The following is a 26,298-nucleotide window of genomic DNA, read 5'->3' on the forward strand; positions in this document are numbered from 1 at the left end:
GCGTGATGACGCCTGAACTGGTCATTTTCGACTGTGACGGCGTGCTGGTGGACAGCGAGATGCTCTCCGTCTCGGCATTGCTGGAGATGATCACGCTCGCCGGCGGCACCGTCAGCGAGGATGCTGCCTATGAGCATTTCCTCGGCAAGAGCATGAAGAGCGTCCGTGAAATCCTCGGAAGCGACTTCGGGCTTGAGATCACCGACCAGCATCTGACCGAGATGCGCGCCGAACTGATGCGCAGATTCCGCGAAGAGCTGAAACCGATGCCCGGCGTCGCGCTGGTCCTGCCCAGGCTCGGCGTGCCATGCTGCGTCGCCTCCTCCGGCACGCTGGAGCGCATCCGCTATGCGCTCGAGGTTACCGGCTTGCTTGGACTGCTGGAGCCGTATCTGTTCAGCGCCGCCATGGTGGCGCGGGGCAAACCGGCGCCCGACCTGTTTCTCCATGCAGCCGCTAAAATGGGAGCGGCCCCGCAAAACTGCCTCGTCGTCGAGGACAGCCCGGCCGGCATCGCGGCCGCACGGGCGGCAGGCATGCGCGTCCTTGCCTTCACCGGCGGCTCGCACACCGGCAACCCGGCACTGAAAGCGCGGCTTGCGTCGAGTGAGCCGGACTTTATATTCGCTGACATGTTGCAATTGCCCGATCTGATTGCAGGCCTGGGAGCGAGAGCAAGAACACCTTGACCAACAGTTTCGTTTGCGCGGTCGATGTCGGCACCGGGAGCGCCCGTGCGGGTATTCTCGACACCGGTGGTGCCTTGCTCGGCCGCGCCGAGCACCCGATCGCCATGAAGCAGCCGAAGGCCGATCACGCCGAGCACGATTCACAGGATATCTGGTCGGCGGTGTGCATTGCCGTGCGCGCTGCCCGTGAAAAGGCGGGCGTGAAGGCGCAGGATATCGTCGGCATCTCCTTTGACGCGACCTGCTCGCTGGTGGTGCGGGACCGGCATGGCGGCCAGCTCAGCGTGTCGGTGTCAGGCGAAAGGCGCTGGGACACCATCGTCTGGCTCGACCATCGCGCCATTGCCGAGGCCGATGAATGCACCCAAAGCGGTCATGCCGTGCTCGGCTATATCGGCGGCGTCATGTCGCCGGAAATGGAGACGCCGAAGCTGATGTGGCTGAAGCGCAACCTGCCCGGAACATGGAACGAAGCCGGCTATCTATTCGACCTCACCGACTTTCTGACATGGAAGGCGACAGGTTCGCTCGCCCGCTCGCAATGCACGCTGACAGCCAAATGGACCTATCTGGCGCACGAAAACACCGGCTGGCGGCGCGACTTCTTCGAAGCCGTGGGGCTCGGCGATATCTTTGAGCACGGCAATCTGCCGGAAAAGGGAAGCCCGGTCGGTGCCGATATCGGTCCGCTCGGCGCACAAGCCGCGGCGGAGCTTGGCCTCACCGAAAAATGCCGGGTCGGCGCCGGCGTCATCGATGCCTATGCCGGCGCGCTCGGCGTGCTCGGCGGTTTCGCCGGTGACGCGACGAACATCGGCCGCCATCTCGCCCTGATTGCCGGTACGTCGAGTTGCGTCATGGCGATGTCGACCGATCCGCAGCCTTTCGCCGGTGTCTGGGGTCCTTATTATGGCGCCGCCCTTCCCGGCCTGTGGCTGTCGGAAGGCGGCCAGTCGGCCACCGGCGCGCTGCTCGATCACATCATCCGCTGGCATGGCGCCGGCGGCGAGCCGGATGCCGCCATGCATGCCAGGATCGCCCGCCGCGTCGCCGAGCTGCGCGCCGCCGATGGCGACAATCTCGCCGCAAGGCTGCATGTACTGCCCGATTTCCACGGCAACCGCTCGCCGCTCGCCGACCCGCATGCCGTCGGCGTCATCAGCGGGCTGACGCTGGATTCCTCTTTTGACAGCCTGTGCAAGCTCTATTGGCGCACCGCCGTCAGCATCGCGCTTGGCCTGCGCCATGTGCTGGAGGCGCTGAACGAGAACGGCTATCTGATCGACACGCTGCATGTCACCGGCGGCCATACCAAGAACCCCCTTTTGATGGAGCTTTATGCCGACGCCACCGGCTGCACGGTGGTCGAGCCGCTGGCGGACGAGGCGGTGCTGCTCGGCACCGGCATGATTGCCGCCACCGCCGCCAGGCTTTTCCCCGATTTGAACGCCGCCTGCGTGGCCATGCAGCAAGGCGGCAAGACTCGAGAGCCCAATCCGGCTGCCGCCGGCCGGTTCGACCGCGACTACCGCGTGTTTCTCGAAATGCACAGGCAAAGGCAGGCGCTGGACGCGATCAGATAGATCGGGATCGGCCGCTATCTCTGGTTCCAGCGCCGGACAACCGGCTCGTCAAGATCGCGCTCATAGCCGAGCACGCTTATGCTGGCGGTATCCAGCACGAAAAGCGCGCCGTCTTGCGGCGGCAGGCCGAGCCAGCGTGCGGCCAGCACCCTCAGGAAATGCGAGCTTGAAAACAGCAGGACATTGCCGTCGGCCTCGCGCAACTGGCTGACGATCCGGTCCGCCCTCGAGCCGACATCGGCGGCTGACTCGCCGCCCGGGCAGCCGTCGCGAAAAAGCCGCCAGCCGGGACGCTCGACGAGGATTTGCTTCGTGGTCAGTCCCTCATAAGCACCGTAATCCCATTCCGCCAGATCGTCCTTTTTCACGCCTGGCGAGCCGAAGCCTGCAAGCGCACAGGTGTTGAAGGCGCGCTGCGAAGGGCTCGACCACACGGCCGAGAAAGACGGGTCCTTGAGCCGATCGGCGACCCGCCTTGCCGCGTCCTCGCCGGACGGCGTCAGCGGTATGTCGGTCCGGCCGGTATGTTTTCCGGCCGCACTCCATTCCGTCTCGCCATGCCGAACCAGGTAGATTTCGGGAAACGCGCTCATCAGGGGTGCCTTTAAAATGGATCCGCCGTGACCATAGCGGCTTCCGTGGCCTCTCCAACAGCCTGCATTGAGCTGCCTGGCTTAACCCTTCCGCAAGTCAGCCTCTTGCCACCGGTGCCCATTTCATAGACAAACCCACCGTAAATGCGGGATCTGGCCGATCATGGCCGTTTCCGCGCTGAGACGCGGCTTCCGGCTCTTGCCGACGTGCCGCAATCGGATAGGCGGAAAAAATGTCTGCGATCGAAGCCGGCGCTCACGCGCCGGAAAACCTCTGGCGTCGGGAAATCAGGGCGATGCTGGCGCTCGCCTGGCCGATGGTGCTGACCAATCTCGGCCAGACCGCGATGACCGCCACCGATGTCATGATGATGGGGCGGCTCGGACCGGACACGCTGGCCAGCGGCGCGCTTGGCGCCAACCTCTATTTCATGCCGCTGATCTTCGGGCTCGGCCTGATGCTGGCGACCTCGCCGATGATGGCGACCGAGCTTGGCCGCCGCCGCCACTCGGTGCGCGACCTGCGCCGTACCGTGCGCCAAGGCCTGTGGCTGGCGATCCTCATCTGCCTTCCGATCTGGGTCTTTCTCTGGCACGGCGAGGCCGTGTTGCTGGCCATGGGTCAGGAGCCGGCGCTGGCGCATCAGGCCGGCATCTATCTGCGTTGGCTTGAATGGGCGGTGCTGCCCTTCTACGGCTACATCGTCCTGCGCTCGTTCATTTCGGCGCTGGAGCGGCCGGGCTGGGCGCTGATCATCGTCTTCGTTGCCGTCGCCTGCAATGCCTTGTTCAACTGGTTGTTCATGTTCGGCAATCTCGGCATCCCGTCGATGGGCATCGCCGGCTCCGGCCTCGCCACCACGCTGTCCAGCACGCTGATGTTCGCCGGCATGGCGGCGGTGGTGATGCTTGAGCCGAAGTTTCACCGCTATCGCCTGTTCGGGCGCTTCTGGCGCGCCGACTGGCCGCGCTTCAAGGGCCTGTTGCGGCTCGGCCTGCCGATCGCCGGCATTCTCGCCTTCGAGGTGACGATCTTCAACGCTGCGGCCTTTCTCATGGGCCTGATCGACGCGGCCTCGCTTGCCGCCCACGCGATCGCCATCCAGATCGCCTCGGTCACCTTCATGGTGCCGCTCGGCCTCAACCAGGCGGTGACGGTGCGCGTCGGCCTTGCCCATGGCGCCGGCAATCCGGAAGGTGTTTCCCGTGCCGGCTGGACCGCCTTTGTCATCGGCGTCTCCTTCATGGCGTTGATGGGGCTGGTGATGATCCTGTGGCCGCATCTCCTGATCGGCGCCTTCATCGATCTCGGCAATCCGGCCAATGCCAGGGTGATCGCGCTTGCCGTGTCATTCCTCGCCTTTGCCGCGCTGTTCCAGGTTTTCGACGGCGCGCAGGCGGTCGCCACCGGCATGCTGCGCGGCCTGCACGACACCAAGGTGCCGATGATCTATGCCGCGATCGGCTATTGGGGCATCGGCCTGCCGCTCGGCGTGCTGCTCGCGTTCCGTTTCGGCTTCAATGGCGTCGGCATCTGGATCGGCCTGTCGTCGGGACTGGCGGTGGTGGCGGCGCTGTTGCTGGGGCGCTGGCTGCGGCGCGACCATATCGCGCCGCCATTGGTATTCGGGCGTTGAAATCGATGGCGTCCCGCTCAGCGGGCCGCCGCCCGCTGTTCGAGCGAACGTGCATATTGCGTCAGCGGAAAGCACATGACGAAGAAGATCAGCGCCACCAGCCCATAGACTTTGAACGGTTCGAAGGTCGCATTGTTGATCGCGTTGGATGTCCTCACCAGCTCCTCGAAACCGATGATCGAGGTCAGCGCGGTCGACTTGATCAGCTGCACCAGGAAGCCGACCGTCGGCGCACGGGTGATCGAAAACGCCTGCGGCAGGATGATTAGCCTGAGCTCCTGCAGATAATGCAGGCCGAGGCTGGCGCCGGCGTCCCATTGGCCGCGTGGCAGCGCATCGACGCCGCTGCGCCAGATCTCGGCCAGATAGGCGCTGGCGAAGAAGGTCAGGCCAAGCACCGCCGCGGTCCACGGCTCGATGCGCAAGCCCAGCATCGGCAGGCCGAAGAACATCAGGAAGAGCTGCATCAGCAACGGCGTGCCCTGGAAAAGCGCGATATAGCCCGAGGCAAACCGCCGGGCCCATTTGTTCTTGGCGATACGGAAGAACAGCACGATCATGCCGACTACGGCGCCGCCGACAAAGGCAGCCAACGACAAGAGCACCGTCCAGCGCGCCGCGAGCAGCAGGTTGCGCAGAATATCCCAGAACGTGAATTCGATCATGACACGCCGGCTCCGAGAACCCGGCGCCCGCCGCTGACCAGCAGCCGGCGCAACCCCATCGACAAGACGAGATAGACCACCGTCACCACGAAATAGGTCTCGAAAGCCCGAAACGTGCGCGCCTGCAGCATGTCGGCCTCGTAGGTTAGCTCGCGCACCGCGATCTGCGACACCACGGCGGATTCCAGCATCATGATGACGATCTGGCTGGTCAGCGCCGGATAGATCACCTTGAGCGCCTGCGGCAGCACGATCTTGATGAAGACCTGGCGCGGCCTGAGCCCGAGGGCGAGAGCCGCTTCCGTCTGCCCGGGCGGTACCGCGTCGAGCCCGGCGCCGACGATCTCGATCGTGTAGGCCGCCATGTTGAGCGTCATCGCCAGCATGGCGGCCAGCACCGGATCGAGCCTCACGCCGATGCTGGGCAGCCCGAAGAAGATGAAGAACAGCTGCACCAGAAACGGCGTGTTGCGGATCACCTCGACATAGACACCGATCGCCCGCTTGAGCAGCAGCGGACCGTTCCGCCGCCCTGCCGCGCCGAGGATGCTGAGCAATGTTCCCGCCAGCGTGGTCACGGCGATCAACAGGATCGTCGTGGCCGCGCCGCGCGCGATCGCCCCTGTCGCCCCGGCAAGCCAGCCGAAGTCGAGGCTATAGTTCACCGGCCATCAATCCTTGAGATTGGCGGGATCGAGCGGCGTCTTCAGCCAGGCCTTCGAGCTTTCGTCCAGCTTGCCGTCGGCCAGCATCTTGGCAACCGCATCGTTGACCGCTTGCTTGAGGCGGTCTTCCTTCTTGTTGAGGCCGATATGCGAGGGCGAGGTGAGAAGCTGGAATTTCTGCTCCGGCTTCAGCGCCTCCTGACGGGCGAGCACCTGGGCGCCGACATCGTTGCCGACCACCATCAGCTGGGTCTGGCCCGAGATGAACGCCTGGATGACGGAATTGTAGTTGTCGAAGCGGCGGATGTCGGCCGAGGCGGGTGCTGCCTCGGTCAGCGACGTGTCCTCCAGCGTGCCGCGATTGACGGCGATCGACTTGTCGGCGAGGTCTTCCTTGCCTTTGACAGCAAGTGCTGCCGGGCCGATGACGGCGATGTAGTAGGGTGCGTAGGCGGCGGCGAAATCGATCACCTGCTCACGTTCCTTGGAGTAGCCGACGCTCATCAGCAGGTCGACGCGCTTGTCGGTAAGATACGGGATACGGTTCTGGCCGGTCACGCTGACCAGGTTGAGCTTGACCTTGAGCTGGTCGGCGATGAATTGCGCCACGTCGATGTCGTAGCCCTTGATGCTCATGTCGGCGCTGGCCGAGGAGAAGGGCGGGAAGTCGGAAAAGATGCCGACATTGATCGCGCCTGCCTTGGTGATGTCGTCGACGGCGTCGGCATTGGCGGCCTGGGTGAAAACGCCGGCCGCGCCGAGCATCAGCACGGCGGCGATGGTTGATTTGAGCGTCATATGAAATGTCATTGTCGTTCCCCTGCTGGAAGCTTGTTTGTTGAGCGCAACCGCCGGCTCCAGCGCGGCGGTCGCCTTTGGGATTCTCTACTGGACCATGATCTTTTCCGAAAACCGGTTCCCACTTTTCGGGATCATGGTCGAGCGCATCAGGCAGCCTTGCCGGTGATTGCCGGGCTGAAGACCATCAGGCTGAGGATCTCGAACAGCACCTGCGCGCCGGCATGCGCCGTGTTGGTGGTCGCATCATATTGCGGTGCCACCTCGACGACGTCGCCACCGACGATGTTGAGGCCCTTCAGGCCGCGCAGCAGCTCGAGCACTTCGCGCGTCGTCAGCCCGCCGACTTCCGGTGTGCCGGTACCCGGCGCGAAGGCCGGATCGACGCTGTCGATGTCGAAGGAGACATAGGTCGGGCCGTCGCCGACAATTCTGCGCGCCTTCTCGATGATGGCGGGGATGCCGAGGCCGGTCACCTCTTCGGCATGCACCACGGTCATGCCGGACTCATAGGTGAACTCCCACAGATACTCGGCCGAGCCGCGAATGCCGATCTGGATGGTGCGGCTCGGATCGAGCACGCCGTCCAGCACCGCGTTGCGGAACGGGCCGCCATGGTGGAACTTGGTCATGTCGAACAGGCCGCTGGTGTCGCAATGGGCGTCGATATGGATCATGCCGACAGGCGCCTTTTTGCCGACCGCCTTCAGGATCGGGTGGCTGATCGAATGGTCGCCGCCGACCGAAAGTGGAAGGACGCCGGCGTCGACGATCTGGTTGGTGCGGCGTTCGATGTCGTCATGGCTGGTCTCCAGCCGGTAGCGGCTCTGGAAGGGCACGTCACCGATGTCGGCCACCTTAAGCTCATGCGTCGGCGCGCATTCCAGCACATGGTTATAGGGGCCGATGCGCTCGATGGCGCGCAATGCCCTTGGCCCGAAGCGGGCGCCCGGCCGGTTGGTGACACCGAGATCCATCGGCACGCCGATCATCGCCACCTGCAGATCGCCGAAATCCGGATTGTCGGCGGCGATCTCACGGTAGGGCGCTGCGAGGAAGGTCGGGATGCCGGAATAGGGCGCCAGCCGCGTGCCGGTCTTGGAGAAGATCTTATCGGCGACACGCTGGAATTTCGGGTCGAACATTTCGCCGCCATGGCTCTCGCCATATTTGCGGCGCAACGCTTCGAGCTTGCTGCGATCATAACCCATGTCGGTCCTCCATGGCTGGTGCAGCGCGCCGACAACGACCTTCGTAGCCGTCATCCGGTCCGGCCGTTGGCTGTCTCGATGCAATGCTTGGGTAAAGTGTCTTGTAGCTGCATTGAAAAATCAATTGATATTGTTAGTGTGTTTCCTGTGAGAAAATCTCACATAAGCCCTGAGTGCGCATGGCCAAGCGTCTGCCCCCCTTAAATCCGCTGCGTGCCTTCGAGGCGACGGCACGCCACGCCTCGCTAACCAAGGCCGCGGCCGAGTTGAACGTCACCCACGGCGCCATCAGCCATCAGATCAAGGCGCTCGAGCAATCGTTGGGCGTCAAGCTGTTCGAGCGCGCCGGCCAGCGGGTGAAGCTCACGCCGCACGGCGCCGAATTGCTGCCGGCGGTGTCGACCGCCTTCGACGGCATCGCCGCCGCCACCCAGCGCATGACGAGGCCGGCCAGCACCGGCGCGCTGTCGGTATCCTGCGTGCCGGCGCTGCTGTTGCTGTGGATGATCCCGCGGCTGGGCAGCTTCACCTCGCAATACCCGGATATCAGGCTGACGCTGATCCCCTCCAACGACGCCAAGGACATCCGCGCCCCGCATATCGATATCTGCGTGCATTATGGTGACGGCAGCTGGACCGACTGCTGGATGCGCAAATGGTCGGGCCTCGAACTGTTCCCGGTGGTCAGCCCGACACTGATCAACAACCGTCCGATCCGCACCGTCCGCGACCTCGCCGATCACGTCTTCCTGCATGGCGACGACGGCCGCGAATGGCACACCTGGCTGGCCGCCGCCGACGCGCTGGACCTCGAGCGCAGCCGCCGCCATCATCTCGGCGATGCGCGCATGGCGACCGAGGCCGCGGTTCACGGTCATGGCGTGGCGCTCGGCGATACGGTGACCGCAAGCGGACTGCTCGCCAGGGGTCTGCTTGTCGCGCCATTCAGCCTTTCCGTGCCAGCAGTGGACGATTTCTACGTCGTCTGCCGCAACGAGATGAGATCGGCGCCGATCGTGCAATTGTTCATCGACTGGCTTTTTGCCGAAAAAGAGCAGGCCGACCGCCGGGCCGATGCGCCGGTGGCGGGCCGCATCGGCACTCGCCGCAAGCGTCCGGCGCTCAAGGTGGTCGGCGCCAAGACCGTATCCTGAGGTCGACACTGCCATAGACGCCGCTTGCCGCAGGGGCTTCTTTTTGTCGGGCCAGCCCGCAAAGCGGGAGGCGCTTTCAAAAATTCAATGCTAAGAGGCATTCCGCAGAGCAGCGAAGGCGGCATTCAGACATGGCTAGGACCGATATAGCGCGGCGCGTCTACAACCACACCTGGAAGCTCGACCCGATCGTCCGCAGCTTGCTCGACACCGATTTTTACAAGCTTCTGATGCTGCAGATGATCTGGGGCATGTATCCTAAGGTCGACACCACCTTCTCGCTGATCAACCGGACCACTTCGGTCCGCCTTGCCGAGGAGATCGACGAGGCAGAGCTGCGCGAGCAACTCGACCATGCCCGTACGCTGCGCTTCAGCAAGAAAGAGATGATCTGGCTCGGCGGCAACACCTTCTATGGCCGCAAGCAGATCTTCGAGCCGGAATTCCTCGCCTGGCTGGAAAATTTCCGGCTGCCCGAATACGAGCTTTCCAAGCGCGACGGCCAATACGAGCTCACCTTCAGCGGTCCGTGGATGTATACGACGCTGTGGGAGATCCCGGCGCTCGCCATCATCAACGAACTGCGCTCGCGCGCCGCCATGCGCGCGTTCGGGCCCTTCGCGCTCGACGTGCTCTATGCCCGCGCCAAGGCCAAGATGTGGGCCAAGACCGAGCGGCTGAAGGCGCTGCCCGGCATCCGCATCTCGGATTTCGGCACCCGCCGCCGTCATTCTTTCCTGTGGCAGCGCTGGTGCGTCGAAGCGTTGAAGGAAGGCATCGGTGAGGCCTTCACCGGCACCTCCAATGTGTTGCTCGCCATGGACAACGACCTCGAAGCGCTCGGCACCAACGCGCATGAACTGCCGATGGTGTTCGCCGCGCTCACCAATTCGGAAAAGGAATTGAAACAGTCGCCCTATAAGGTGCTGCAGGACTGGCAGCGCTACTACGGCGGCAACCTTCTGATCGTGCTGCCGGACACCTTCGGCACCGCGGCGTTCCTGCGCGATGCGCCGGACTGGGTCGCCGACTGGACCGGCTTCCGCCCCGACAGCGCGCCGCCGATTGAGGGCGGCGAAAAGATCATTTCCTGGTGGCGCGAAAAGGGCAAGGACCCCAAGCAGAAGCTGCTCATCTTCTCCGACGGGCTCGAGGTCGAGACCATCGAAGAGACCTACCGTCACTTCCGCGGCAAGGTGCGCATGTCCTTCGGCTGGGGCACCAACCTGACCAATGATTTCGAGGGCTGCGCGCCGACCGAAACCAACCGGCTCGACGCCATCTCGCTGGTCTGCAAGGTCACCGAAGCCAACGGCAGGCCGGCGGTCAAGCTCTCCGACAATCCGGCCAAGTCGACAGGCGACGAGAAAGAGATCGAGCGTTACCTGCGCATATTTGGCCAAAAGGATCGCGTGGAGCAGCTGGTGAAGGTGTGAGGGGTGGGGAACTCTTTGCATAATACGAGTTCCTTCGCGCCCCCCTCTGTCCTGCCGGACATCTCCCCCACTTGGGGGGAGATCGGCAGGACAGAGGGGGGCGCCGTAGAGCGCCGTCGTTACAGTTTAGCTCTCGTCATTGTTGCCTTTGCATTCTTGCCCACTCCCGCCTTCGCCCATGCCTCCGACCGCGGCCACGTACTGCTCCTTCCCACCGGCTACTACGTCGCCGGCGGCGCGCTCGCCGTTGCCGCCAGCTTCATTGTCCTGGCTCTACTCCCGCCGGACTCCCTCGACCGCTTTTGGCGCAAACGCCTGCCGCTTTTCACCTTCGGGGACGGCGCGCGGACAATCGTCAGCCGGATATCCTTTGCCGGCTTTGCAATTCTTATTGCGGCCGGCATGTTCGGCAGCCGCGACCCGCTCTCCAATCCGCTGCCGCCGACTGTCTGGACGCTGCTCTGGGTTGGGCTGGCTCTGCTGCAGGGGTTGTTTGGCGACCTCTGGTCATGGCTCAATCCCTGGTACGGGCCGTGCCGCGTCGTTTCGCACCTGTTCGGCAGGAAGGAGCCACAGCGGCTGTCCCCGTGGCTCGGCTATTGGCCGGCTTTCGTGCTGTTCTTCGCCTTCGCCTGGTTCGAGCTGATCGATCCGGCGCCCGACGACCCGGCACGGCTGGCCTGGGCGGCGGGCCTCTATTGGCTGCTAAGCTTCGTCGCCATGCTGGTCTTCGGCTACCGCGACTGGAGCCGGCGCGGCGAATTCCTGACCGTGTTCTTTTCGATGGTTGCGCGCTTCGCCGTCGTCGAACGCGGCGAAGGCGGCAGGACGAAACTCTGCTGGCCGGGCGCCAAGCTGCTCGGTGCCGCGCCGCTGCCGCTCAGCGGTATCGCTTTCCTGCTGCTGGCTCTGTCGTCGGTGTCGTTCGACGGCCTGTCGAAAACCTTCTTCTGGCTAGGCTGGTTCGGCATCAATCCGCTGGAGTTTCCTGGACGGACGGCCTTGATCGGCAGCGGCAGTTTCGGCCTCGTGCTGACCTTTGTCGTGCTTGCGGCCGCGTTCGCGCTTGCCGTCTTTCTTGGCCAGCATCTGGCCGGCAGCAAGCATTCCCTCGGCCACGCTGCCGGGCTTTTGGTCTGGTCGATCGTGCCGATCGCGCTCGCCTATCACTTGGCGCATTATCTGACCGCGCTGCTGGTCGACGGCCAATATGCCGTTGCAGCCCTCTCCGACCCGTTTGCGCTGGGCTGGAACCTGTTTGGCACCGCCGACATGCCGATCGAAGCCGGCGTCGTCGCGGGCGCCGGCTCGGCATGGTGGCTGTGGAATCTCCAGGCCGCCGTCATCATAGCCGGCCACATGCTTGCAGTGCTTGTCGCCCATGGCTTGGCCTGGCGGCTGCACCCCATTCCCGCCCGCGCCGCGCTCAGCCAGTTTCCGCTCACCCTGCTGATGATCGCCTACACCGTCTTCGGCCTGTGGCTGCTTGCCACGCCGACCGCCGGATGAATGAGGCTAGCTTGATGCCCCTGATTGAACCTCGGGGAAAGCTCGCTTGCCACGTCAGGGCTTTGGTGATTTAGTTTGTACACATGCAATTTCGGCCCTCTCCCAAGAGTGGCCCGCCTCGTTACAGCCATTGGTCAAAGCTCAAAAACAAGGGGAACTGCCGTGACTGACAAGAATGGGTTTTTCGATCTCTCCAAATCCACTCTTACCCGCCGCACGGCGCTGAAGGGGTTGGCCGCCGGCGCCGGTCTTGCGGTCGCGCCGGGCTTCGTTCGCTACAGCCAGGCGCAGAGCTCGGCGCCGATAAAGATCGGCTTCCAGTCGCACCGCACCGGCATTGGCGCCGCCTATGGCCGTTGGTACGAGAAGACCACGGCCGCGGCGATCAAGGCGATCAACGATGCCGGCGGCATCAACGGGCGGCCGGTCGAGGTCATCATCGAGGATGACGGCACCGACCCCGGCCGTGGTGCCGAAGTGGTCGGCAAGTTCGCCTCCCAGCACAAGACCGACATCGTCTACGGCACCTTGTTTTCGCATGTCGTCATCGGCTCGGCGCCGGCTGCCGGTGAGGCCAAGATGCCCTATTTCGTTGTTAGTGAAGGCCACCACGTTGCCTCGACCAAATTGAACCGCTACGTCTTCCAGCCCGGCATCACCGACGTGAAGAGTCAGATTCAGTCGATGGCGCCGTGGATTGCGGCCAATGCCGGCAAGAAGGTGACGCAGATCTTCCCCGATTTCGCCTTCGGCTACGACCATCGCGATTACCTGCCGCCGGCGTTGAAGGCGCAAGGCGCCGAGGTCATCGCCCAGATCGCCATCCCGCCGACGGAATCCTCCTTCACCAAATATTTCCCGCAGATCCCGGCCGAGACCGAGGTGATCTACCACGTCATGGTCGGCCCGGCGGTGCTGACGTTCGTCAAGGAGCTCGGCGAGTTCTACGGCTCCAACCGGCCGCAATTGTTCGGCTTCATCGATTCGCTCGAAGCCACCGACATCAACAGCCCCGGTCTTGAATTCCTTGACGGCAGCCATTTCTGGGAAGGCTCGCCGCGCTATGCGCAGCCTGATGATTCCGCCGCGCAGAAGGCTTACCGCGCCGCCGTCGGCATCGACGACAATGGTGCCGCCGTCGGCGATCCCAAGGACGTCTCCACCGCCGCGCACATGTTCGGCTGCTGGGAAACGCTCTACGTGGTCAAGAAGGCGATGGAAGACGCCGGCTACAAGGGCCCGGAAGACCGCGCCAAGCTGGTCGAGGCGACCGAGGCGTTGACCGAGTTCGCCGAGGGACCGGAGCACCCGCAGGGGCCGAAAACCTTCAACGGCAAGATCCACCAGTGTTTTGGTATCCAGAACATCTCCAAGGTCGAAGGCGGCCGGCTGAACGTCATCCACAAGACCAAGATCGAGGACGGCCTCTACGAGCCGGAAGGGAATTACACGACGCAGGCGCTGTGAGCCGCCTTACCCTCTCCCTCGTGGGGAGGGTCGGCACACAAGCTTCGCGTTCGCGAAGTTTGTGAGACGGGGTGGGGTCGTGACAGTCCGTGCCCTATTCTTCTCACCCTCACCCGACCGCTTCGCGGTCACCCTCCCCACAAGGGGGAGGGCAAGGGCGCACTGAATGCACTTCGGACCCCACCTTCTCCTCGCCGCCCTCGAAGGCCTCGTCACCTCCGCCGTGCTGGCGCTGACGGCGCTCGGCCTGTCGCTGGTGTTCGGTGTCATGCGCGTCGTCAATGTCGCGCATGGCGAATTCTTCATGTTGGGCGCCGTGCTTGCCTGGGCGATCTCTACGGCGATATCGGGCCATCCGGCGCTCGGCTTCCTGGTCGCCCTGGTGCTGGCGCCGCTGATCGTCGGCCTGATCGCACTGGTCGCCGAACGGCTGGTGCTGCGCCGGCTGAACTACAATCCGGAAGCCACCATCGTCGCCACCATCGGCATGCTCTACATCATCCAGCAATTGGCGCTGACCTTCTATGGTCCGGAGGCGCGGCCGGTGGAGCCGCCCTTCAGCTACCGCATTCTTCTGCCGTGGTTCGGCTATTCCGGCTACAAGCTGTCGATCATCGCAGCGTCTGCGCTGCTGCTGATCGCAACCTGGCTGGTGCTGACGCGCACGAAAATCGGCCTTGTTATGCGCGCCACCCAGTATGACAGCGAGACGGCGCAGGCCTTCGGCATTCCGGTCGATCGCGTCTATGCCTGCGTCTTCGCGCTCGGCGCCTTGCTGGCTTCCATCGCCGCGGTGTTGATCGTGCCGATCAGCCAGGCGCATTATCTGATGGGACAAGACCCGCTGCTGCTCTCGTTCATCGTCGTCATCATCGGCGGCCTCGGCTCGTTGCGCGGCACGGTGGTCGCGGCGGTGCTGATCGGCCTTTCCGACGGCATCATCTCGGTGTTCTTCTCGCCGACGCTGGCCAAGATCATCGCCACCTTGCTGGTCGCCATGGTGCTGGTGTTCCGGCCGCAGGGCCTGTTCGGGACGGCATCGCGATGAAGGATGCTTCGCCGGCAAAGCCCTATGCACTGCATCTCGGCGTCATCGCCCTGCTTTTCGCACTTAGCTTTGTCCTGCCGGAATACCATCACGGGCTGCTCGCCCGTATCATGGTGCTGGCGGTCTTCGCCATGGGCTATAACTTGCTGTTCGGCTATGTCGGGCTGCTCAGCCTCGGCCACGCCATGTTCTTTTCAGCCGGGCTCTATGGCGCCGGCCTTGCCATCATCCATCTCGGCTGGAGCGTGCCGGCGGCCTTCGCAACCGGGCTTGCCTGCGGCGCGCTGCTTGCGCTGGTGATCGGGCTCCTGGCACTGCGCACCTCCGGCGTCGCCTTCATGATCGTCACCATGATGTTCGCGCAGGTATTCTACCTCGTCATCCTCTATTTCGCCGCCTGGACCGGCGGCGACCAGGGCATGGTCGTGCCGCAGCCGATGCGTGTCCTTGTCCTCGGCGGCGCGTCGTTCGACCTCACCAACCCGACCGTGCGCTACATGAGCGCGCTGGCGCTGTTCTCGATCGTGCTGCTCATAAGCCTGGCTATAGTCCGCTCCAGCTACGGTCGTGTGCTGGTCGCCATCCGCGAGAACGAGGAGCGGACAAAAATGCTCGGCTACAACACGTTCTCCAACAAGCTCGCCGCCGTCGTCGTCTCCGGCACCATCTGCGCGGCTTCGGGTGCCGCCTATGCGCTGCTGTTCGGCTATGTCGGCTCGAGCTTCGCTTCCGTGCAGTATTCCATCCTGCCGCTGCTCTGGGTGCTGCTGGGCGGCGCCGCTACCACGCTCGGGCCGCTGATCGGCACGCTGTTCATGTATTATGTCATCGACGTCGCCAGCGGCTACACCTCCGCCTATCTGCTGATCGTCGGCATCGCGCTCATCCTGCTGGTGCTATTCTTCCCCAAGGGCATCCTCGGCAGCATCCGCCAGCGCTGGCTGGGGTGGCTGCCATGATGCCGCTGCTGACCACCAAAGGCCTGTCCCGCAGTTTCGGCGGCCTGCGTGCCGTCGACGGCGTCGACTTCGCGCTGATGCCGGGCGAGGTCCGCGCTGTCATCGGCCCCAACGGTGCCGGCAAGTCCACCTTCGTCAGCCTGGTCAGCGGCCGTATCCAGCCCTCGTCGGGCATGATCGTCTTCGACGGCGCGGACATCACCAATCTGCCGGCCTACGCCAGGGTTCGCCTGGGCGTCGCCTACACTTTCCAGATCACCAGCGTCTTTGCCAATCTCAGCGCCTACGACAATGTCGCCCTGCCGGTGCAGCGCACGCTGACCGATGGCCGTTCGAAGGGCGCGGTTCACAGCGGCGTCATGGCGGCTCTCGAGCGTACCGGCCTTGCTGATCGCGCTCAAATGCCGGCCGGGCAATTGTCCTACGGTCACCAGCGCCTGCTGGAAGTGGCGATGGGGCTGGCGCTGAAGCCACGCCTGCTGATCCTCGACGAACCGACGCAAGGGCTGGCCGACAGCGAGATCGACAATTTCATCGAGCTGGTGCGCGAGATCGCCGATAGCGCCACAGTGCTTTTGATCGAGCACAACATGCCGGTGGTCATGCAACTCGCCGACCGCATCACCGTCTTCAACGCCGGCAGGATTCTGGCCGAAGGTACGCCCGAACAGATCCGCGCCAATGCCGCGGTGCAGGACGCTTATCTGGGGACCACGCATGGCTGAGGTCCAGTCCAAGGCACTGACCATTTCCGGGCTCGATTGCTTCTACGGCGAGGTCCAGGTGCTCTATGGCCTGGATCTGGTGCTGAACGAGGGCGAGGTGCTTTGCCTGTTCGGCCGCAACGGCGCCGGCAAGACGACAACGCTGAAGGCGATCATGGGCCTGGTGCCGGCAGCCGCCGGCTCGATCAGGCTCGAAGGGCGGGAATTGACCGGCCTGCCGGCACATGAGGTGCCCAAGGCCGGCGTCGCCTATGTGCCGCAGGGCCGGCGGCTATTCGCCGAGATGACGGTGGCGGAGAACATCGAGATCGGTCTGATGGCCCGCAACAGGGGCAAGGCGACGCGCGAAAACGTGCTCGATCTTTTCCCGCTGCTGCGCCAGCGTCTCAGGCAGCGTTCCGGCACGCTGTCCGGCGGCGAGCAGCAGATGCTGGCCATGGCGCGGGCGTTGTGTCTGGAGCCGCGGGTGCTGCTGCTCGACGAGCCGACAGAAGGGCTGATGCCGTCGATGATCGCCAAGATCCGCGAAACCGTGTCGAAGCTGCGCGCGCTTGGCGTGTCGACAATCCTCGTCGAGCAGCGCGTCGATGCCGTGCTGTCGGTCGCCGACCGTATTTGCTTCATTGAAAACGGCCGCAACCGCGAGACGGTCGACGTCGAGGAACTGCGTGCCGATCCCTCGGCCGTCCGTCGCTATGTCGGCGTTGGCTGATCAGCGAAAGAACAGGAAGCCGGCGAGCAGGAAAGTCGGGATCAGCACGGCACCCGACCATACCATGTAGCCAAAGAAGCTCGGCATCTTGATGCCGCGATGCCTGGCGATGGCATAGACCATGAAATTCGGTGCATTGCCGATATAGGTGTTGGCACCCATGAACACCGCGCCGGCCGAGATCGCCGCCAGCGTCGAGGCGAGCTCGGTCATCAGATGCTGCGGGTCGCCGCCGGCGAGTTCGAAGAACACCAGATAGGTCGGCGCATTGTCGAGGAAGGACGACAGCGCCCCGGTCAGCCAGAAATAGGCGAGATTGTCAGGCGCGCCGGTCGGCGAGCTGACCAGCAGCACCAACGGCGCCAGCGCGCCGTCGAGGCCGGCCCGCAATATGGCGACCACCGGCACGATGCAGATGAAGATGCTGGCGAACAGCTTCGCCACCTCGGCGATCGGCCCCCAGCTGAAGGCGTTTGCACCGCGAAACTCCTTCGGCGAGACGACAAGCGAAGTGAAGGCCAGTATCATGATGGCGGCGTCGCGCACCAGGTTCTGCAGCTCGAGGCTGACGCCCTGAAAAGAGAAGCTCACTCCCGGCTTCCAGGCAGCAGAAATCAGGATCGCAGCGATCACCCCTGCCAGCAGCGGTATGTTGGCCAGGCCGCGAATGCGCACCTTGGCGTCAGGCGTCGGATCCTTGATCTTCGGCGCACCTTCCTCGCGGTGATGCAGGATGATGTCGATCGCCAGGAAAACGGCCAGCACCACGCCGGCGACGAACAGCGTCTCCGGCAGCAGGTGAACGGTCGTCCAGAAGAAATCGACGCCGCGCAGGAAGCCGACGAACAGCGGCGGATCGCCGAGCGGCGTCAGAGACCCGCCGATGTTGGACACCAGGAAAATGAAGAAAATGACGACATGGGCGTTGAAGCGCCGGTTGTCGTTGGCGCGGATGAGCGGCCGGATCAGGATCATCGAGGCGCCGGTTGTGCCGATGACCGAAGCAAGCACTGCGCCGCCCAGCAACAGCCCGGCATTGACCAGCGGGGTGCCATGGATGTTGCCGGCAACGAAGATGCCGCCCGAAATGGTGAACAGCGCAAACAGCAGGATGATGAACGACATGTACTCGGTGAGCAGCGCGTGCAGCACCGCCTGCGTCGCCGACGGGATGCCGAAGGCGATTGCCAGCGGCCCGATCACCAATGCTGCCCAGAACGCGGCAATCTTGCCGTAATGGTGCTCCCAGGCATGATGGAAGAGCAACGGCCCGGTCGCGATGCAAAGCAAGAGCCCGGCAAACGGCAGCACCCACCACAGCGACATGGCGGCACCCGGCAGTTCGTGCGCTTCGGCCGCAAGAGCCGTTCCCGGAGAAAGGATTGCGGCAATAAGTGCAGCACCTGCCGTCAACGCCGCCGCAAACCGCATGAAGCCCCTCAAAAATCTGTCAGGTTCGGCTCGGTGACGTTCAAATCAGTATCACGCCGGCATCGCGCATCCGGCCCAGCATCGTCTCCATGGAGCCGTTGAGATCGATGCCGCGGCAGGCGTCGAGCCGGACGGACGTCGTAAAGCCGAGCTTGACCGCGTCGACTGCCGAAAACGCGACGCAGAAATCGGTCGCCAGGCCGACCAGCGTCAGCGTATCGATGCCGCGCTCCCGGAGATAGCCGGCAAGGCCGGTCGGCGTCGTGCGGTCGTTCTCGAAGAATGCCGAATAGCTGTCGATTGCAGGCCGGAATCCCTTGCGGATCACCAGCTCGGCCTTGCTCCAGGCGAGGCCCGAGTGGAAATCCGAACCCAGGCTGCCCTGGATGCAGTGGTCAGGCCACAGCGTTTGCTCGCCATATGGCATATCGATCGTTTCGAACGGTTGCTTGCCGGGATAGCTGGAGGCAAAGCTCGAATGGCCGGCAGGGTGCCAGTCCTGCGTCAGCAGGACGTGCTCGAACCGCCGGATCAGGTCGTTGACCAACGGCACGATCTCGTCGCCGCCGGCCACCGCCAGCGCGCCGCCCGGGCAGAAATCGTTCTGCAGGTCGATGACAACAAGCGCTTCGTCGGCCATGGAGCCTCCTGTCTTCTTGGTCTTGAGCTTAGGCTCCATTGAAAATGCGACCGGACGCAGAAACTCGACCAGATGGCCGGCTGCGTCAACCTCTCATGGCATACAAATGCGTTCCGGGACGTGCTGGTGCGAATGGCAGAGCAAGTCTGGCTTTGACAATTCCCGCTGGCTTGATATCATTTGCATACGAATGAATTTCCTGCCTTGCATGCTCGGGAAAATCTTTCGGCAAGATCCCCTCTCGGGAGGGCCCATTCTGGGAAGGCAAAGCGTGATCCGTTACGCAAAACCCACCACGGTCGACGATGCCCTCGCTCTGCTGGGCGAAGGCCAATGGCGCATCCTTGCCGGTGGCACCGATTTCTATCCGGCACAGGGCAGCAAGCCTTTCCGCGACAATGTCCTCGACATCAATGGCTTGGCGGCATTGCGCGGCATAGCCGAAGCCGAGAACCATTGGCTCATCGGCGCCCGCACCACCTGGACCGATCTCGTCCGCCATCCGCTGCCTGCGGCTTTCGACGCGCTGAAGCAGGCGGCGCGGGAAATCGGCTCGGTGCAGATCCAGAATGTCGCCTCGATTGCAGGCAATCTCTGCAATGCCTCGCCGGCCGCCGACGGTGTGCCGGCGCTGCTGGTGCTCGATGCAGAAATCGAACTGCGGTCAGCGGCAGCGATCCGGCATTTGCCCCTTGCAGAATTCATCCTCGGCAACCGCCGCACCGCTCTGCAGCCCGGCGAAATGGTCACGGCAATCCGCATTCCCAAACCCGCGACCGCCGGCAGCTCTGCCTTCGTGAAGCTCGGCGCACGCCGTTATCTCGTCATCTCCATCGCCATGGCGGCCGCCCGCCTGGTCGTCGAAGATGGCATCGTCAGGAACGCGGCCGTCGCCGTCGGTTCCTGCTCGGTTGTCGCCAGGCGCCTGGCGAGCGTCGAGGCGGCGCTGCGCGGCCTGCCGGTCGGCCACGCGCTGGCCGCTGCAATCCGGTCCGCGCCGATGGACGAGCTTTCGCCGATCGGCGACGTGCGCGGCAGCGCCGAATACCGGCTGGATGCCGCGCGCGAGATCGTCGCCCGTGCTGTGCTTGGTGCTGTGGGCGCTATTCCCGGCGAAAGGGCGGCAGCCTGATGGGCATGGAGCGCGCCGAGATTGCCTTCGAAGTCAACGGCGCCGCCGTCAGGCTGTCGGTGCCGCCGGTGCGACGCCTGTCGGCGGTGCTGCGCGACGAGCTGCGGCTGACCGGCACCAAGATCGGCTGCGATGCCGGCGATTGCGGTGCCTGCACGGTGCTGGTTGATGGCGAGCCGGTCTGCGCCTGCCTGATGCCGGCGGCTTCCGCTTCCGGCACCGTGGTGACGACCGTCGAAGGTCTTGGCAACGGCAGGCTGTCGGCGCTGCAGGCCTCGTTCCTCAGCCACGGCGCAGCACAATGCGGCGCCTGCACGCCCGGCCTGCTCGTCGCGGCAACGGCTCTTCTTAACAGGACGCCTTGCCCCACCGAGGTTGAGACGCAGGACGCGCTCGGCGGTGTGCTGTGCCGCTGCACCGGCTACCGCAAGATCGTCGCCGCGGTGATGGATGCTTCGCGCCATGCCGACGGCCTCGATCGGCGCATGCCACGATCCGGCCATGCCGTCGGCTCCTCCCCGATCCGCCTCGACGGCGTGCCGAAAGTCACCGGCGGCGAAAAATTCGGCGGCGATTCCTTCCCGGCCGATGCGCTATCGGTGCTGGTGGTCCGCTCGCCGCACTATCATGCCGCCTTCAGCTTCGGCGATCTCGACGCCTGGGTGAAATCCTGCCCCGGCATTGCCGGAGTCTTTACCGCCGCCGACATCCCGGGAAGAAATTGTTTCGGCGTCATTACGCCCTTTGCCGACCAGCCGGCCCTGGCCGAAGGGTTTTCGCGCTTTCGCGGCGAGGCGGTGGCGCTGGTTGCCGGCGAACGCGAGGCTATCCTCGATCTCGACCTTGCCGATTTCCCTATCCGCTGGACTGAATTGCCGCATTTTCTGGAAACTTACGAAGCGCAGGCCGGCGGCGCGCAGCTGATCCATGAAAACCGGCCGTCGAACCTGCTCACCTCCGGCTTCGTCGAGCGTGGCGATCCCGAAACCGCACTTGCGGATGCGGCTTTCGTCGTTTCCGGCGCTATCGACACGTCCTATGTCGAGCACGCCTATATTGAACCGGAAGCCGGCTATGCCTTCATGGACGGCGATACGCTGGTCGTCGTCGCCTGCACGCAGGCGCCCTATATGGACCGCGACGACACGGCAAAAGTGCTCGGCCTTGCCGTCGACAAGGTGCGCATCGTTCCAACTGCCACCGGCGGCGGCTTCGGCTCCAAGCTCGACGTCTCGCTGCAACCGCTCATCGGCCTCGTCGCCATGAAAACCGGCCGGCCGGCGGCCCTCGCCTACAGCCGCAACGAATCGATGATCTCGACCACCAAGCGTCATCCCGCTCGGATGAGAGCGAGCATCGGCGCCGATGCCGACGGCCGGGTCACCGGCATGGTCTTCACGGGCGATTTCAACACAGGCGCCTATGCCAGCTGGGGGCCGACGGTCGCCAACCGCGTGCCGGTGCATGCCTCCGGTCCCTATGCAACACCGAACTATCGCGCCGAAGGCCGCGCCATCCACACCAATGGCCCGATCGCCGGCGCCTTTCGCGGCTTCGGCGTGCCGCAGGCGACGATCATGCAGGAGACCCTCTACGATGAGCTGGCGGAAAAGCTCGGCATGGATCGGCTCGACTTTCGCGTGAATAACTGCCTTCGGAACGGATCCGAAACGGTTACGGGTCAGCGACTCGAATCCGGTGTCGGCATCGCCGACTGCCTGGAGGCCCTTCGCTCGCATTGGCAGCGCGCGCTAACTGACGCCGAGGCGTTCAACGCCGGCAACAACGCAAGAAAACGCGGCGTCGGCATCGCCTCCTGCTGGTACGGCTGCGGCAACACCTCGCTGCCCAATCCGTCGACCATCAAGGTCGGCATCTCGGCTTCGGGCGAAATCGTTCTGCATCAGGGTGCCGTCGATATCGGGCAGGGCTCGAACACCGTCATCGCGCAGATCTGCGCCGACGCGTTGGGTCTTCCGCTCGAAAAGTTGCGGCTGAAAGGCGCCGACACGGCGATCACCCCCGACGCCGGCAAGACCTCGGCCTCGCGCCAGACCTTCGTCACCGGCAAGGCCGCCGAAAAGGCCGGCCGCGCCTTGCGCGAGACCATACTGCGCTTCGCTAATGTCTCGGAAAAGGCGGCGATTGCGCTGGACGGCACAAGCCTGAGCATCAGGGAAGGCGAAGCGATGCGCCGCATCGATCTTTCGGCACTGAAGGCGGACGCCGACGGCTTCGTCTTCCGTGCCGAGGAAAGCTATGATCCGCCGACGCTGCCGCTCGATGCCAAGGGCCAGGGCAAGCCTTACGCCGTCTACGGCTATGGCGCCCAGATTGCCGAGCTCGAGGTCGATCTCAAGCTTGGCACAGTGAAGCTTGTAAAGATCACCGCCGCGCACGATGTCGGCAAGGCCATCAACCCCTTGCTTGCCGAAGGCCAGATCGAGGGTGGCATCGCCCAGGGCATCGGCATGGCGCTGATGGAGGAATACATCCCCGGCCGCACCGAAAACCTGCACGATTACCTGATCCCGACCATTGGCGACGTGCCGCCGATCGAGACTATCCTGGTAGAAGTTCCGGATCCGGAAGGACCCTTTGGCGCCAAGGGTTTGGGCGAGCATGTGCTGATCCCGACGGCGCCGGCGATCCTCAACGCCATCCGCCACGCCACCGGCGTGCTTGTCACCAAAATTCCGGCGACGCCGAGCCGCATTCGCGCCGCGATCCGCGACAAGGAGGCGCGCCGATGAGCGAGCTTGCCGAACGCTTCGAGACGCATGATCCCGGCGAGAAGCTGGTGGCGGAGAAGATCCGCTGCGATGCCTGTCCGGTCATGTGCTACATCGCCGATGGCCGCACCGGCGCCTGCGACCGCTACGGCAATGTCGGCGGCAGGATCGTGCGGATGGATCCGCTGACCATCCTCGACCATGCGGCGGAGACCGGCGCCGCAATCGTGCCCTTTGCCGGAGAAGGCGAGGCCTGGGGCGGCGAACTGGTCAACACCGGCCGCCGCTTCGTCACCGCGATCGGCGCCGGTACCACCTATCCCGACTATAAGCCGGCGCCTTTCATCGTCAGCCAGGAGGTCGAAGGCGTCGATCTGGTCACTGTCGTCACCGAGGGCATCTTCTCCTATTGCGGCGTCAAGGTGAAGATCGACACCGACCGTCATATCGGCCCCGAAACGGCAACGGTTCGTGCCGAAGGCGAGGCGATCGGCCATGTCACCACCGGCGAATACGGCTCGCAGATGCTGTCGCTGGGCGGCGTGCATCATTTGACCGGCGGCTCGAAAGCTGAAGGGCGCGCCACCTGTGACGCGATGCTCAGCCTGTGCAACCGCAAGCCGGTCGAGCTCGTCATCGACGGCGGCGCCACCGTCATCGTCGAAGCTGGCAAGCCGCCGGTCATTGACGGGAAGCTCGAGCAGCGCATGCGCGTTGGCTGCGGTTCGGCGACGATCGGCATGTTCGCCACCCAGTGGCGCGGCCTTGTCGACGAGGTGGTGGTGGTCGACGACCACATCACCGGCGTCGTCTCGGAGCATCAGGCCGGCAAGGTGCTTGGCTGGCAGGATACCGGCATCAAGATCATCGGCCGCCGTTCGACGCCGGGCCGCTATTTCAAGGTGTCGGAGCCCGGTCTCGGTTGGGGCGGCACCAGCATCTCCGACCCGCTGTCGATCCTTGGTGAGTGGAATGCTAAAAAGGGTGCGCGCCCCGGCCTGTCGCTGCTGATGGTCTCGACCACCGGCGAGCAGTTTGCCTATTACGAACTCGACGACGACTTGAAGCCGGTGCGGAAACCGTTCCCGGAGCGGCTGCAGAAATCGGTCGAATTGATCGAGGACAATTGCGAGCCGGCGCTCTGCACCGTGCTGTTCGTCGGCGGCGCCGGCGGCTCGCTGCGCGCCGGCGTCACCGAGAACCCGGTCAATTTGACCCGCTCGGTGCAAGGCCTGAAGACTTATGTGACCGTCGGTGGTGCGCCGGTCTATGTCTGGCCGGGCGGCGGCATCACGCTGATGGTCGACGTCACCCGCGTGCCGGAAGGTGCCTTCGGCTATGTGCCGACCCCGGCGCTGGTGGCGCCGATCGAATTCACCATGCGTCGCGACGATTATGTCAGGCTCGGCGGCTATGAGGCCGAAATCCGCAGCGTCGACGATATACTGGCCAAGGGCGGCCAATATCTCAATCCGCGCCGCGACACGGCCGCAGCCAGCGACAATCCGTGGCCGCCGCTGGCGCAGTTGCGGCGCGCGACGACAAATGGGGCGGGGTGATGAAGGGCCCACAGGCGCATTGGCTCGAGGACGGCCGAAGGCTTCACCTCAATCATGGGCCGATCGATCTGATCGTCGAGGCATTCGGCGAGGCGAGTGAATGCAGCGCCGCCTATCGCCAGGCAGTGGCGCGCTTCCAGACAATCCTGCCCGAACTGGTCGAAGAGTTGTCCGAGCTGCGTCGCCCGGCGTCGCTGCGCCCCCGCATGTTTGTCGGCCCGACGGCGCGTCGAATGGAAGCGGCGGTCGTTCCGCTGGCGAAACAATTCATCACGCCAATGGCTGCCGTCGCCGGTTCGGTAGCCGACGAGATACTTGGCGCGCTGCTGGCCGGGCGCCGGCTCGAGCGCGCCTATGTCAACAATGGCGGCGACATCGCGATCCATCTCGGCAGCGATCAGTCGATGACGCTGGCTATTGCCGGCAGCGGTCACGGTCTTTCCGACCGCATCATGGTTCACGCGGGGGACGAGGTTCGCGGTGTTGCGACCAGCGGCTGGCGCGGCCGGTCGTTTTCGCTCGGCATTGCCGATGCCGTCACCGTGCTGGCGCGGACGGGTGCTGAAGCCGACGCCGCCGCGACGCTGATCGCCAATGCCGTCGAGCTACCCGGCCATCCGGCCGTCACACGCGTGCCGGCGCGCGATCTCGCACCGGACAATGATCTCGGCGATCGCCTGGTAACGCAAGGCGTAGGGCCGCTCTCCGCCGCCGAAATCGCTGTTGCGCTGGACTGCGGGTTTGCCGTCGCCGAGGACTTCCGGCAGCGCGGCCTGATTGTCGCCTCGGCGCTTTTCCTTGGCGGTCAGGCGCGCATCGCAAGTCCGATGGCGCTCGCCAATAAAGCTTTAGAGAGGGAAATCGCCCATGCCTGAGTTTCCGATCCGCAAGATCGCGGTGCTGACCGAAGAGATATTTCACGAAGGCGGACCGGTGGCGAAGGTGCCGCGGCGCCGCGCCGCGGCCATGGCACTGGTCAAGAATCCGTTCGCCGGCCGATACGTGGAAGAGCTGCAGAGCGCCATGGAAGATTTGAAGCCGCTCGGGCTGCTGCTCTCCGACAGGCTCATCGCCGCGTTGGGCGGCGACGTGAAACAGATCGACGGCTACGGCAAGGGCGCCATTGTCGGCATGGCGGGCGAGCTGGAACATGGCGCGCTTTGGCATGTGCCGGGCGGCTATGCCATGCGCGAACGGCTCGGCGACGCCAAGGCGATCGTGCCCTCGGCAAAAAAGGTCGGCGCCTTCGGTGCGCGGCTCGATGTGCCGCTCGGCCACATCAACGCCGCCTATGTCCGCAGCCATTTCGATGCCATGGAAATTGGCATCAGCGACGGCCCGCGTCCCGACGAGATCCTGTTCTGCCTCGCCATGACCTGCGGTCCGCGCGTACACGATCGGATGGGCGGCCTAGCGGCCAAGGACATCAAGGCATGGGACGGGCTGCGGTGAGCGCCGAAGACAATCTGCTCAAGCTGGTCGAGGCCGAGGAGCCTGACGAAAATGACTATCGCTTACAGGAGCAGGTCGGCTTCATCCTGCGCAAGGCGCACCAGCGCCATGTCTCGATCTTCGCCGCACACATCGCCGATCTGACGCCGCCGCAATTTGCCGCTTTGGCCAAATTGCGCGACGTCGGCGAGACCTCGCAGAACCAGCTTGGCAGCCTGATCGCCATGGATGCGGCGACGGTGAAGGGTGTCATCGACCGGCTGAAAGCGCGTGGCTTTGTCGAACTTAGCAAACACGAAGTCGACAAACGACGCCTGCTGGTCAATCTGACCGCCGAAGGCCGTGACGCAATCGAGCGGCTGATTCCGCTTGCCCGCGAGATTACGCAGGAAACGCTGGCACCGCTTTCCGCCAAGGAGGCGGCCATATTCATGAAGCTGCTTGCCAAGCTGGCTTGAGCTGCCACCTGCCGACCGTTTAGTTGTTATTCTTGCCGGGCGC

Annotated in this window: 24 protein-coding genes; 17 read left to right on the forward strand and 7 right to left on the reverse strand. The window is 64.3% G+C overall.

Translation table 11 applies throughout. The features are described from left to right. The first annotated feature begins 5 nt into the window (after positions 1-5). Positions 6-689 (forward strand): HAD family hydrolase, encoded by a 684-nt coding sequence (locus tag NKJ94_RS14390; protein WP_352525837.1) that lies wholly within the window; start codon positions 6-8, stop codon positions 687-689. Then, a complete protein-coding gene (locus tag NKJ94_RS14395) occupies positions 686-2,272 on the forward strand; it encodes an FGGY-family carbohydrate kinase (RefSeq protein ID WP_352525839.1) in 1,587 nt (528 codons plus the stop codon). Before NKJ94_RS14390 ends, NKJ94_RS14395 begins: the two co-directional genes overlap by 4 nt. Before the next feature lie 14 nt (positions 2,273-2,286). On the opposite strand, the gene NKJ94_RS14400 is transcribed toward NKJ94_RS14395, so the two are convergent. Beyond that, positions 2,287-2,868, reverse strand: coding sequence for a histidine phosphatase family protein (locus tag NKJ94_RS14400; RefSeq protein ID WP_352525963.1), 582 nt, complete (start codon positions 2,866-2,868; stop codon positions 2,287-2,289). 230 nt (positions 2,869-3,098) lie between these two features. On the opposite strand from NKJ94_RS14400, the gene NKJ94_RS14405 reads away from it, so the two are divergent. Beyond that, positions 3,099-4,502, forward strand: a complete 1,404-nt coding sequence (locus NKJ94_RS14405) for an MATE family efflux transporter (RefSeq protein ID WP_352525841.1) — start codon at positions 3,099-3,101, stop codon at positions 4,500-4,502. 17 nt (positions 4,503-4,519) lie between these two features. Here NKJ94_RS14405 and NKJ94_RS14410 read toward each other — a convergent pair whose 3' ends face one another. From NKJ94_RS14410 to speB, 4 genes are all read right to left on the reverse strand, one after another. Next, positions 4,520-5,167, reverse strand: coding sequence for an amino acid ABC transporter permease (locus NKJ94_RS14410; RefSeq protein ID WP_352525843.1), 648 nt, complete (start codon positions 5,165-5,167; stop codon positions 4,520-4,522). Next, positions 5,164-5,832, reverse strand: a complete 669-nt coding sequence (locus NKJ94_RS14415; RefSeq protein WP_352525845.1) for an amino acid ABC transporter permease — start codon at positions 5,830-5,832, stop codon at positions 5,164-5,166. Before NKJ94_RS14415 ends, NKJ94_RS14410 begins: the two co-directional genes overlap by 4 nt. A 6-nt stretch (positions 5,833-5,838) precedes the next feature. After that, positions 5,839-6,642, reverse strand: a complete 804-nt coding sequence (locus tag NKJ94_RS14420) for a transporter substrate-binding domain-containing protein (protein ID WP_352525847.1) — start codon at positions 6,640-6,642, stop codon at positions 5,839-5,841. A 137-nt stretch (positions 6,643-6,779) separates the two neighbouring features. Then, a complete protein-coding gene (speB, locus tag NKJ94_RS14425; protein WP_352525965.1) occupies positions 6,780-7,841 on the reverse strand; it encodes an agmatinase in 1,062 nt (353 codons plus the stop codon). A gap of 179 nt (positions 7,842-8,020) precedes the next feature. On the opposite strand from speB, the gene gcvA reads away from it, so the two are divergent. From gcvA to NKJ94_RS14465, 8 genes are all read left to right on the forward strand, one after another. Beyond that, a complete protein-coding gene (gene gcvA / locus NKJ94_RS14430) occupies positions 8,021-8,995 on the forward strand; it encodes a transcriptional regulator GcvA (RefSeq protein ID WP_352525849.1) in 975 nt (324 codons plus the stop codon). A 131-nt stretch (positions 8,996-9,126) separates the two neighbouring features. Further along, positions 9,127-10,431, forward strand: coding sequence for a nicotinate phosphoribosyltransferase (gene pncB, locus NKJ94_RS14435; RefSeq protein WP_352525851.1), 1,305 nt, complete (start codon positions 9,127-9,129; stop codon positions 10,429-10,431). 81 nt (positions 10,432-10,512) lie between these two features. Next, positions 10,513-11,940 carry a hypothetical protein gene (locus NKJ94_RS14440; protein ID WP_502896040.1) on the forward strand — a complete coding sequence of 476 codons (1,428 nt, stop codon included), beginning with the start codon at positions 10,513-10,515 and terminating at the stop codon, positions 11,938-11,940. Between the two features lie 162 nt (positions 11,941-12,102). Beyond that, positions 12,103-13,407 carry an ABC transporter substrate-binding protein gene (locus NKJ94_RS14445; protein WP_352525853.1) on the forward strand — a complete coding sequence of 435 codons (1,305 nt, stop codon included), beginning with the start codon at positions 12,103-12,105 and terminating at the stop codon, positions 13,405-13,407. 166 nt (positions 13,408-13,573) lie between these two features. After that, entirely contained in the window at positions 13,574-14,455 is an 882-nt protein-coding gene (locus NKJ94_RS14450) for a branched-chain amino acid ABC transporter permease (RefSeq protein ID WP_352525855.1), read from the forward strand. Further along, positions 14,452-15,414 carry a branched-chain amino acid ABC transporter permease gene (locus NKJ94_RS14455; RefSeq protein ID WP_352525857.1) on the forward strand — a complete coding sequence of 321 codons (963 nt, stop codon included), beginning with the start codon at positions 14,452-14,454 and terminating at the stop codon, positions 15,412-15,414. Before NKJ94_RS14450 ends, NKJ94_RS14455 begins: the two co-directional genes overlap by 4 nt. Next, positions 15,411-16,139 (forward strand): ABC transporter ATP-binding protein, encoded by a 729-nt coding sequence (locus NKJ94_RS14460; protein WP_352525858.1) that lies wholly within the window; start codon positions 15,411-15,413, stop codon positions 16,137-16,139. The genes NKJ94_RS14455 and NKJ94_RS14460 overlap by 4 nt, the downstream gene beginning before the upstream one ends. Next, the gene (locus NKJ94_RS14465) at positions 16,132-16,851 is read left to right on the forward strand and encodes an ABC transporter ATP-binding protein (protein WP_352525860.1); all 720 of its coding nucleotides are present in this window, start codon (positions 16,132-16,134) and stop codon (positions 16,849-16,851) included. Before NKJ94_RS14460 ends, NKJ94_RS14465 begins: the two co-directional genes overlap by 8 nt. Here NKJ94_RS14465 and NKJ94_RS14470 read toward each other — a convergent pair whose 3' ends face one another. Then, entirely contained in the window at positions 16,852-18,282 is a 1,431-nt protein-coding gene (locus tag NKJ94_RS14470) for a sodium:proton antiporter (RefSeq protein WP_352525862.1), read from the reverse strand. A 40-nt stretch (positions 18,283-18,322) separates the two neighbouring features. Further along, on the reverse strand, positions 18,323-18,922 hold the full coding sequence (gene pncA / locus NKJ94_RS14475) for a bifunctional nicotinamidase/pyrazinamidase (protein WP_352525864.1): 600 nt from the start codon (positions 18,920-18,922) through the stop codon (positions 18,323-18,325). 271 nt (positions 18,923-19,193) lie between these two features. Between pncA and NKJ94_RS14480 the strand changes: the two genes are divergently transcribed. From NKJ94_RS14480 to NKJ94_RS14505, 6 genes are read left to right on the forward strand one after another with little or no spacing between them, the layout of a single operon-like run. Next, positions 19,194-20,054 carry an FAD binding domain-containing protein gene (locus tag NKJ94_RS14480; protein ID WP_352525865.1) on the forward strand — a complete coding sequence of 287 codons (861 nt, stop codon included), beginning with the start codon at positions 19,194-19,196 and terminating at the stop codon, positions 20,052-20,054. Next, entirely contained in the window at positions 20,054-22,807 is a 2,754-nt protein-coding gene (locus NKJ94_RS14485) for a molybdopterin-dependent oxidoreductase (protein ID WP_352525866.1), read from the forward strand. Before NKJ94_RS14480 ends, NKJ94_RS14485 begins: the two co-directional genes overlap by 1 nt. Next, positions 22,804-24,345, forward strand: a complete 1,542-nt coding sequence (locus tag NKJ94_RS14490) for a 6-hydroxynicotinate reductase (protein ID WP_352525868.1) — start codon at positions 22,804-22,806, stop codon at positions 24,343-24,345. The genes NKJ94_RS14485 and NKJ94_RS14490 overlap by 4 nt, the downstream gene beginning before the upstream one ends. Continuing rightward, a complete protein-coding gene (locus NKJ94_RS14495) occupies positions 24,345-25,220 on the forward strand; it encodes a UPF0280 family protein (protein WP_352525969.1) in 876 nt (291 codons plus the stop codon). Before NKJ94_RS14490 ends, NKJ94_RS14495 begins: the two co-directional genes overlap by 1 nt. After that, on the forward strand, positions 25,213-25,797 hold the full coding sequence (locus tag NKJ94_RS14500) for an amino acid synthesis family protein (protein WP_352525869.1): 585 nt from the start codon (positions 25,213-25,215) through the stop codon (positions 25,795-25,797). Before NKJ94_RS14495 ends, NKJ94_RS14500 begins: the two co-directional genes overlap by 8 nt. Further along, the gene (locus NKJ94_RS14505) at positions 25,794-26,255 is read left to right on the forward strand and encodes a MarR family winged helix-turn-helix transcriptional regulator (RefSeq protein ID WP_023718174.1); all 462 of its coding nucleotides are present in this window, start codon (positions 25,794-25,796) and stop codon (positions 26,253-26,255) included. The genes NKJ94_RS14500 and NKJ94_RS14505 overlap by 4 nt, the downstream gene beginning before the upstream one ends. Positions 26,256-26,298: the final 43 nt, after the last annotated feature.

The sequence above is a fragment of the Mesorhizobium sp. M0060 genome (genome assembly GCF_040323155.1).
Classification (GTDB): domain Bacteria; phylum Pseudomonadota; class Alphaproteobacteria; order Rhizobiales; family Rhizobiaceae; genus Mesorhizobium.

Coding starts and splice junctions, on each gene's coding strand:
- NKJ94_RS14465 (WP_352525860.1), top strand. CDS start 16,132: ATGGCTGAGGTCCAGTCCAAGGCACTGACCATTTCCGGGCTCGATTGC.
- NKJ94_RS14470 (WP_352525862.1), bottom strand. CDS start 18,282: ATGCGGTTTGCGGCGGCGTTGACGGCAGGTGCTGCACTTATTGCCGCA.
- pncA (WP_352525864.1), bottom strand. CDS start 18,922: ATGGCCGACGAAGCGCTTGTTGTCATCGACCTGCAGAACGATTTCTGC.
- speB (WP_352525965.1), bottom strand. CDS start 7,841: ATGGGTTATGATCGCAGCAAGCTCGAAGCGTTGCGCCGCAAATATGGC.
- NKJ94_RS14390 (WP_352525837.1), top strand. CDS start 6: ATGACGCCTGAACTGGTCATTTTCGACTGTGACGGCGTGCTGGTGGAC.
- NKJ94_RS14460 (WP_352525858.1), top strand. CDS start 15,411: ATGATGCCGCTGCTGACCACCAAAGGCCTGTCCCGCAGTTTCGGCGGC.
- gcvA (WP_352525849.1), top strand. CDS start 8,021: ATGGCCAAGCGTCTGCCCCCCTTAAATCCGCTGCGTGCCTTCGAGGCG.
- NKJ94_RS14410 (WP_352525843.1), bottom strand. CDS start 5,167: ATGATCGAATTCACGTTCTGGGATATTCTGCGCAACCTGCTGCTCGCG.
- pncB (WP_352525851.1), top strand. CDS start 9,127: ATGGCTAGGACCGATATAGCGCGGCGCGTCTACAACCACACCTGGAAG.
- NKJ94_RS14485 (WP_352525866.1), top strand. CDS start 20,054: ATGGGCATGGAGCGCGCCGAGATTGCCTTCGAAGTCAACGGCGCCGCC.
- NKJ94_RS14500 (WP_352525869.1), top strand. CDS start 25,213: ATGCCTGAGTTTCCGATCCGCAAGATCGCGGTGCTGACCGAAGAGATA.
- NKJ94_RS14495 (WP_352525969.1), top strand. CDS start 24,345: ATGAAGGGCCCACAGGCGCATTGGCTCGAGGACGGCCGAAGGCTTCAC.
- NKJ94_RS14420 (WP_352525847.1), bottom strand. CDS start 6,642: ATGACATTTCATATGACGCTCAAATCAACCATCGCCGCCGTGCTGATG.
- NKJ94_RS14450 (WP_352525855.1), top strand. CDS start 13,574: ATGCACTTCGGACCCCACCTTCTCCTCGCCGCCCTCGAAGGCCTCGTC.
- NKJ94_RS14455 (WP_352525857.1), top strand. CDS start 14,452: ATGAAGGATGCTTCGCCGGCAAAGCCCTATGCACTGCATCTCGGCGTC.
- NKJ94_RS14405 (WP_352525841.1), top strand. CDS start 3,099: ATGTCTGCGATCGAAGCCGGCGCTCACGCGCCGGAAAACCTCTGGCGT.
- NKJ94_RS14490 (WP_352525868.1), top strand. CDS start 22,804: ATGAGCGAGCTTGCCGAACGCTTCGAGACGCATGATCCCGGCGAGAAG.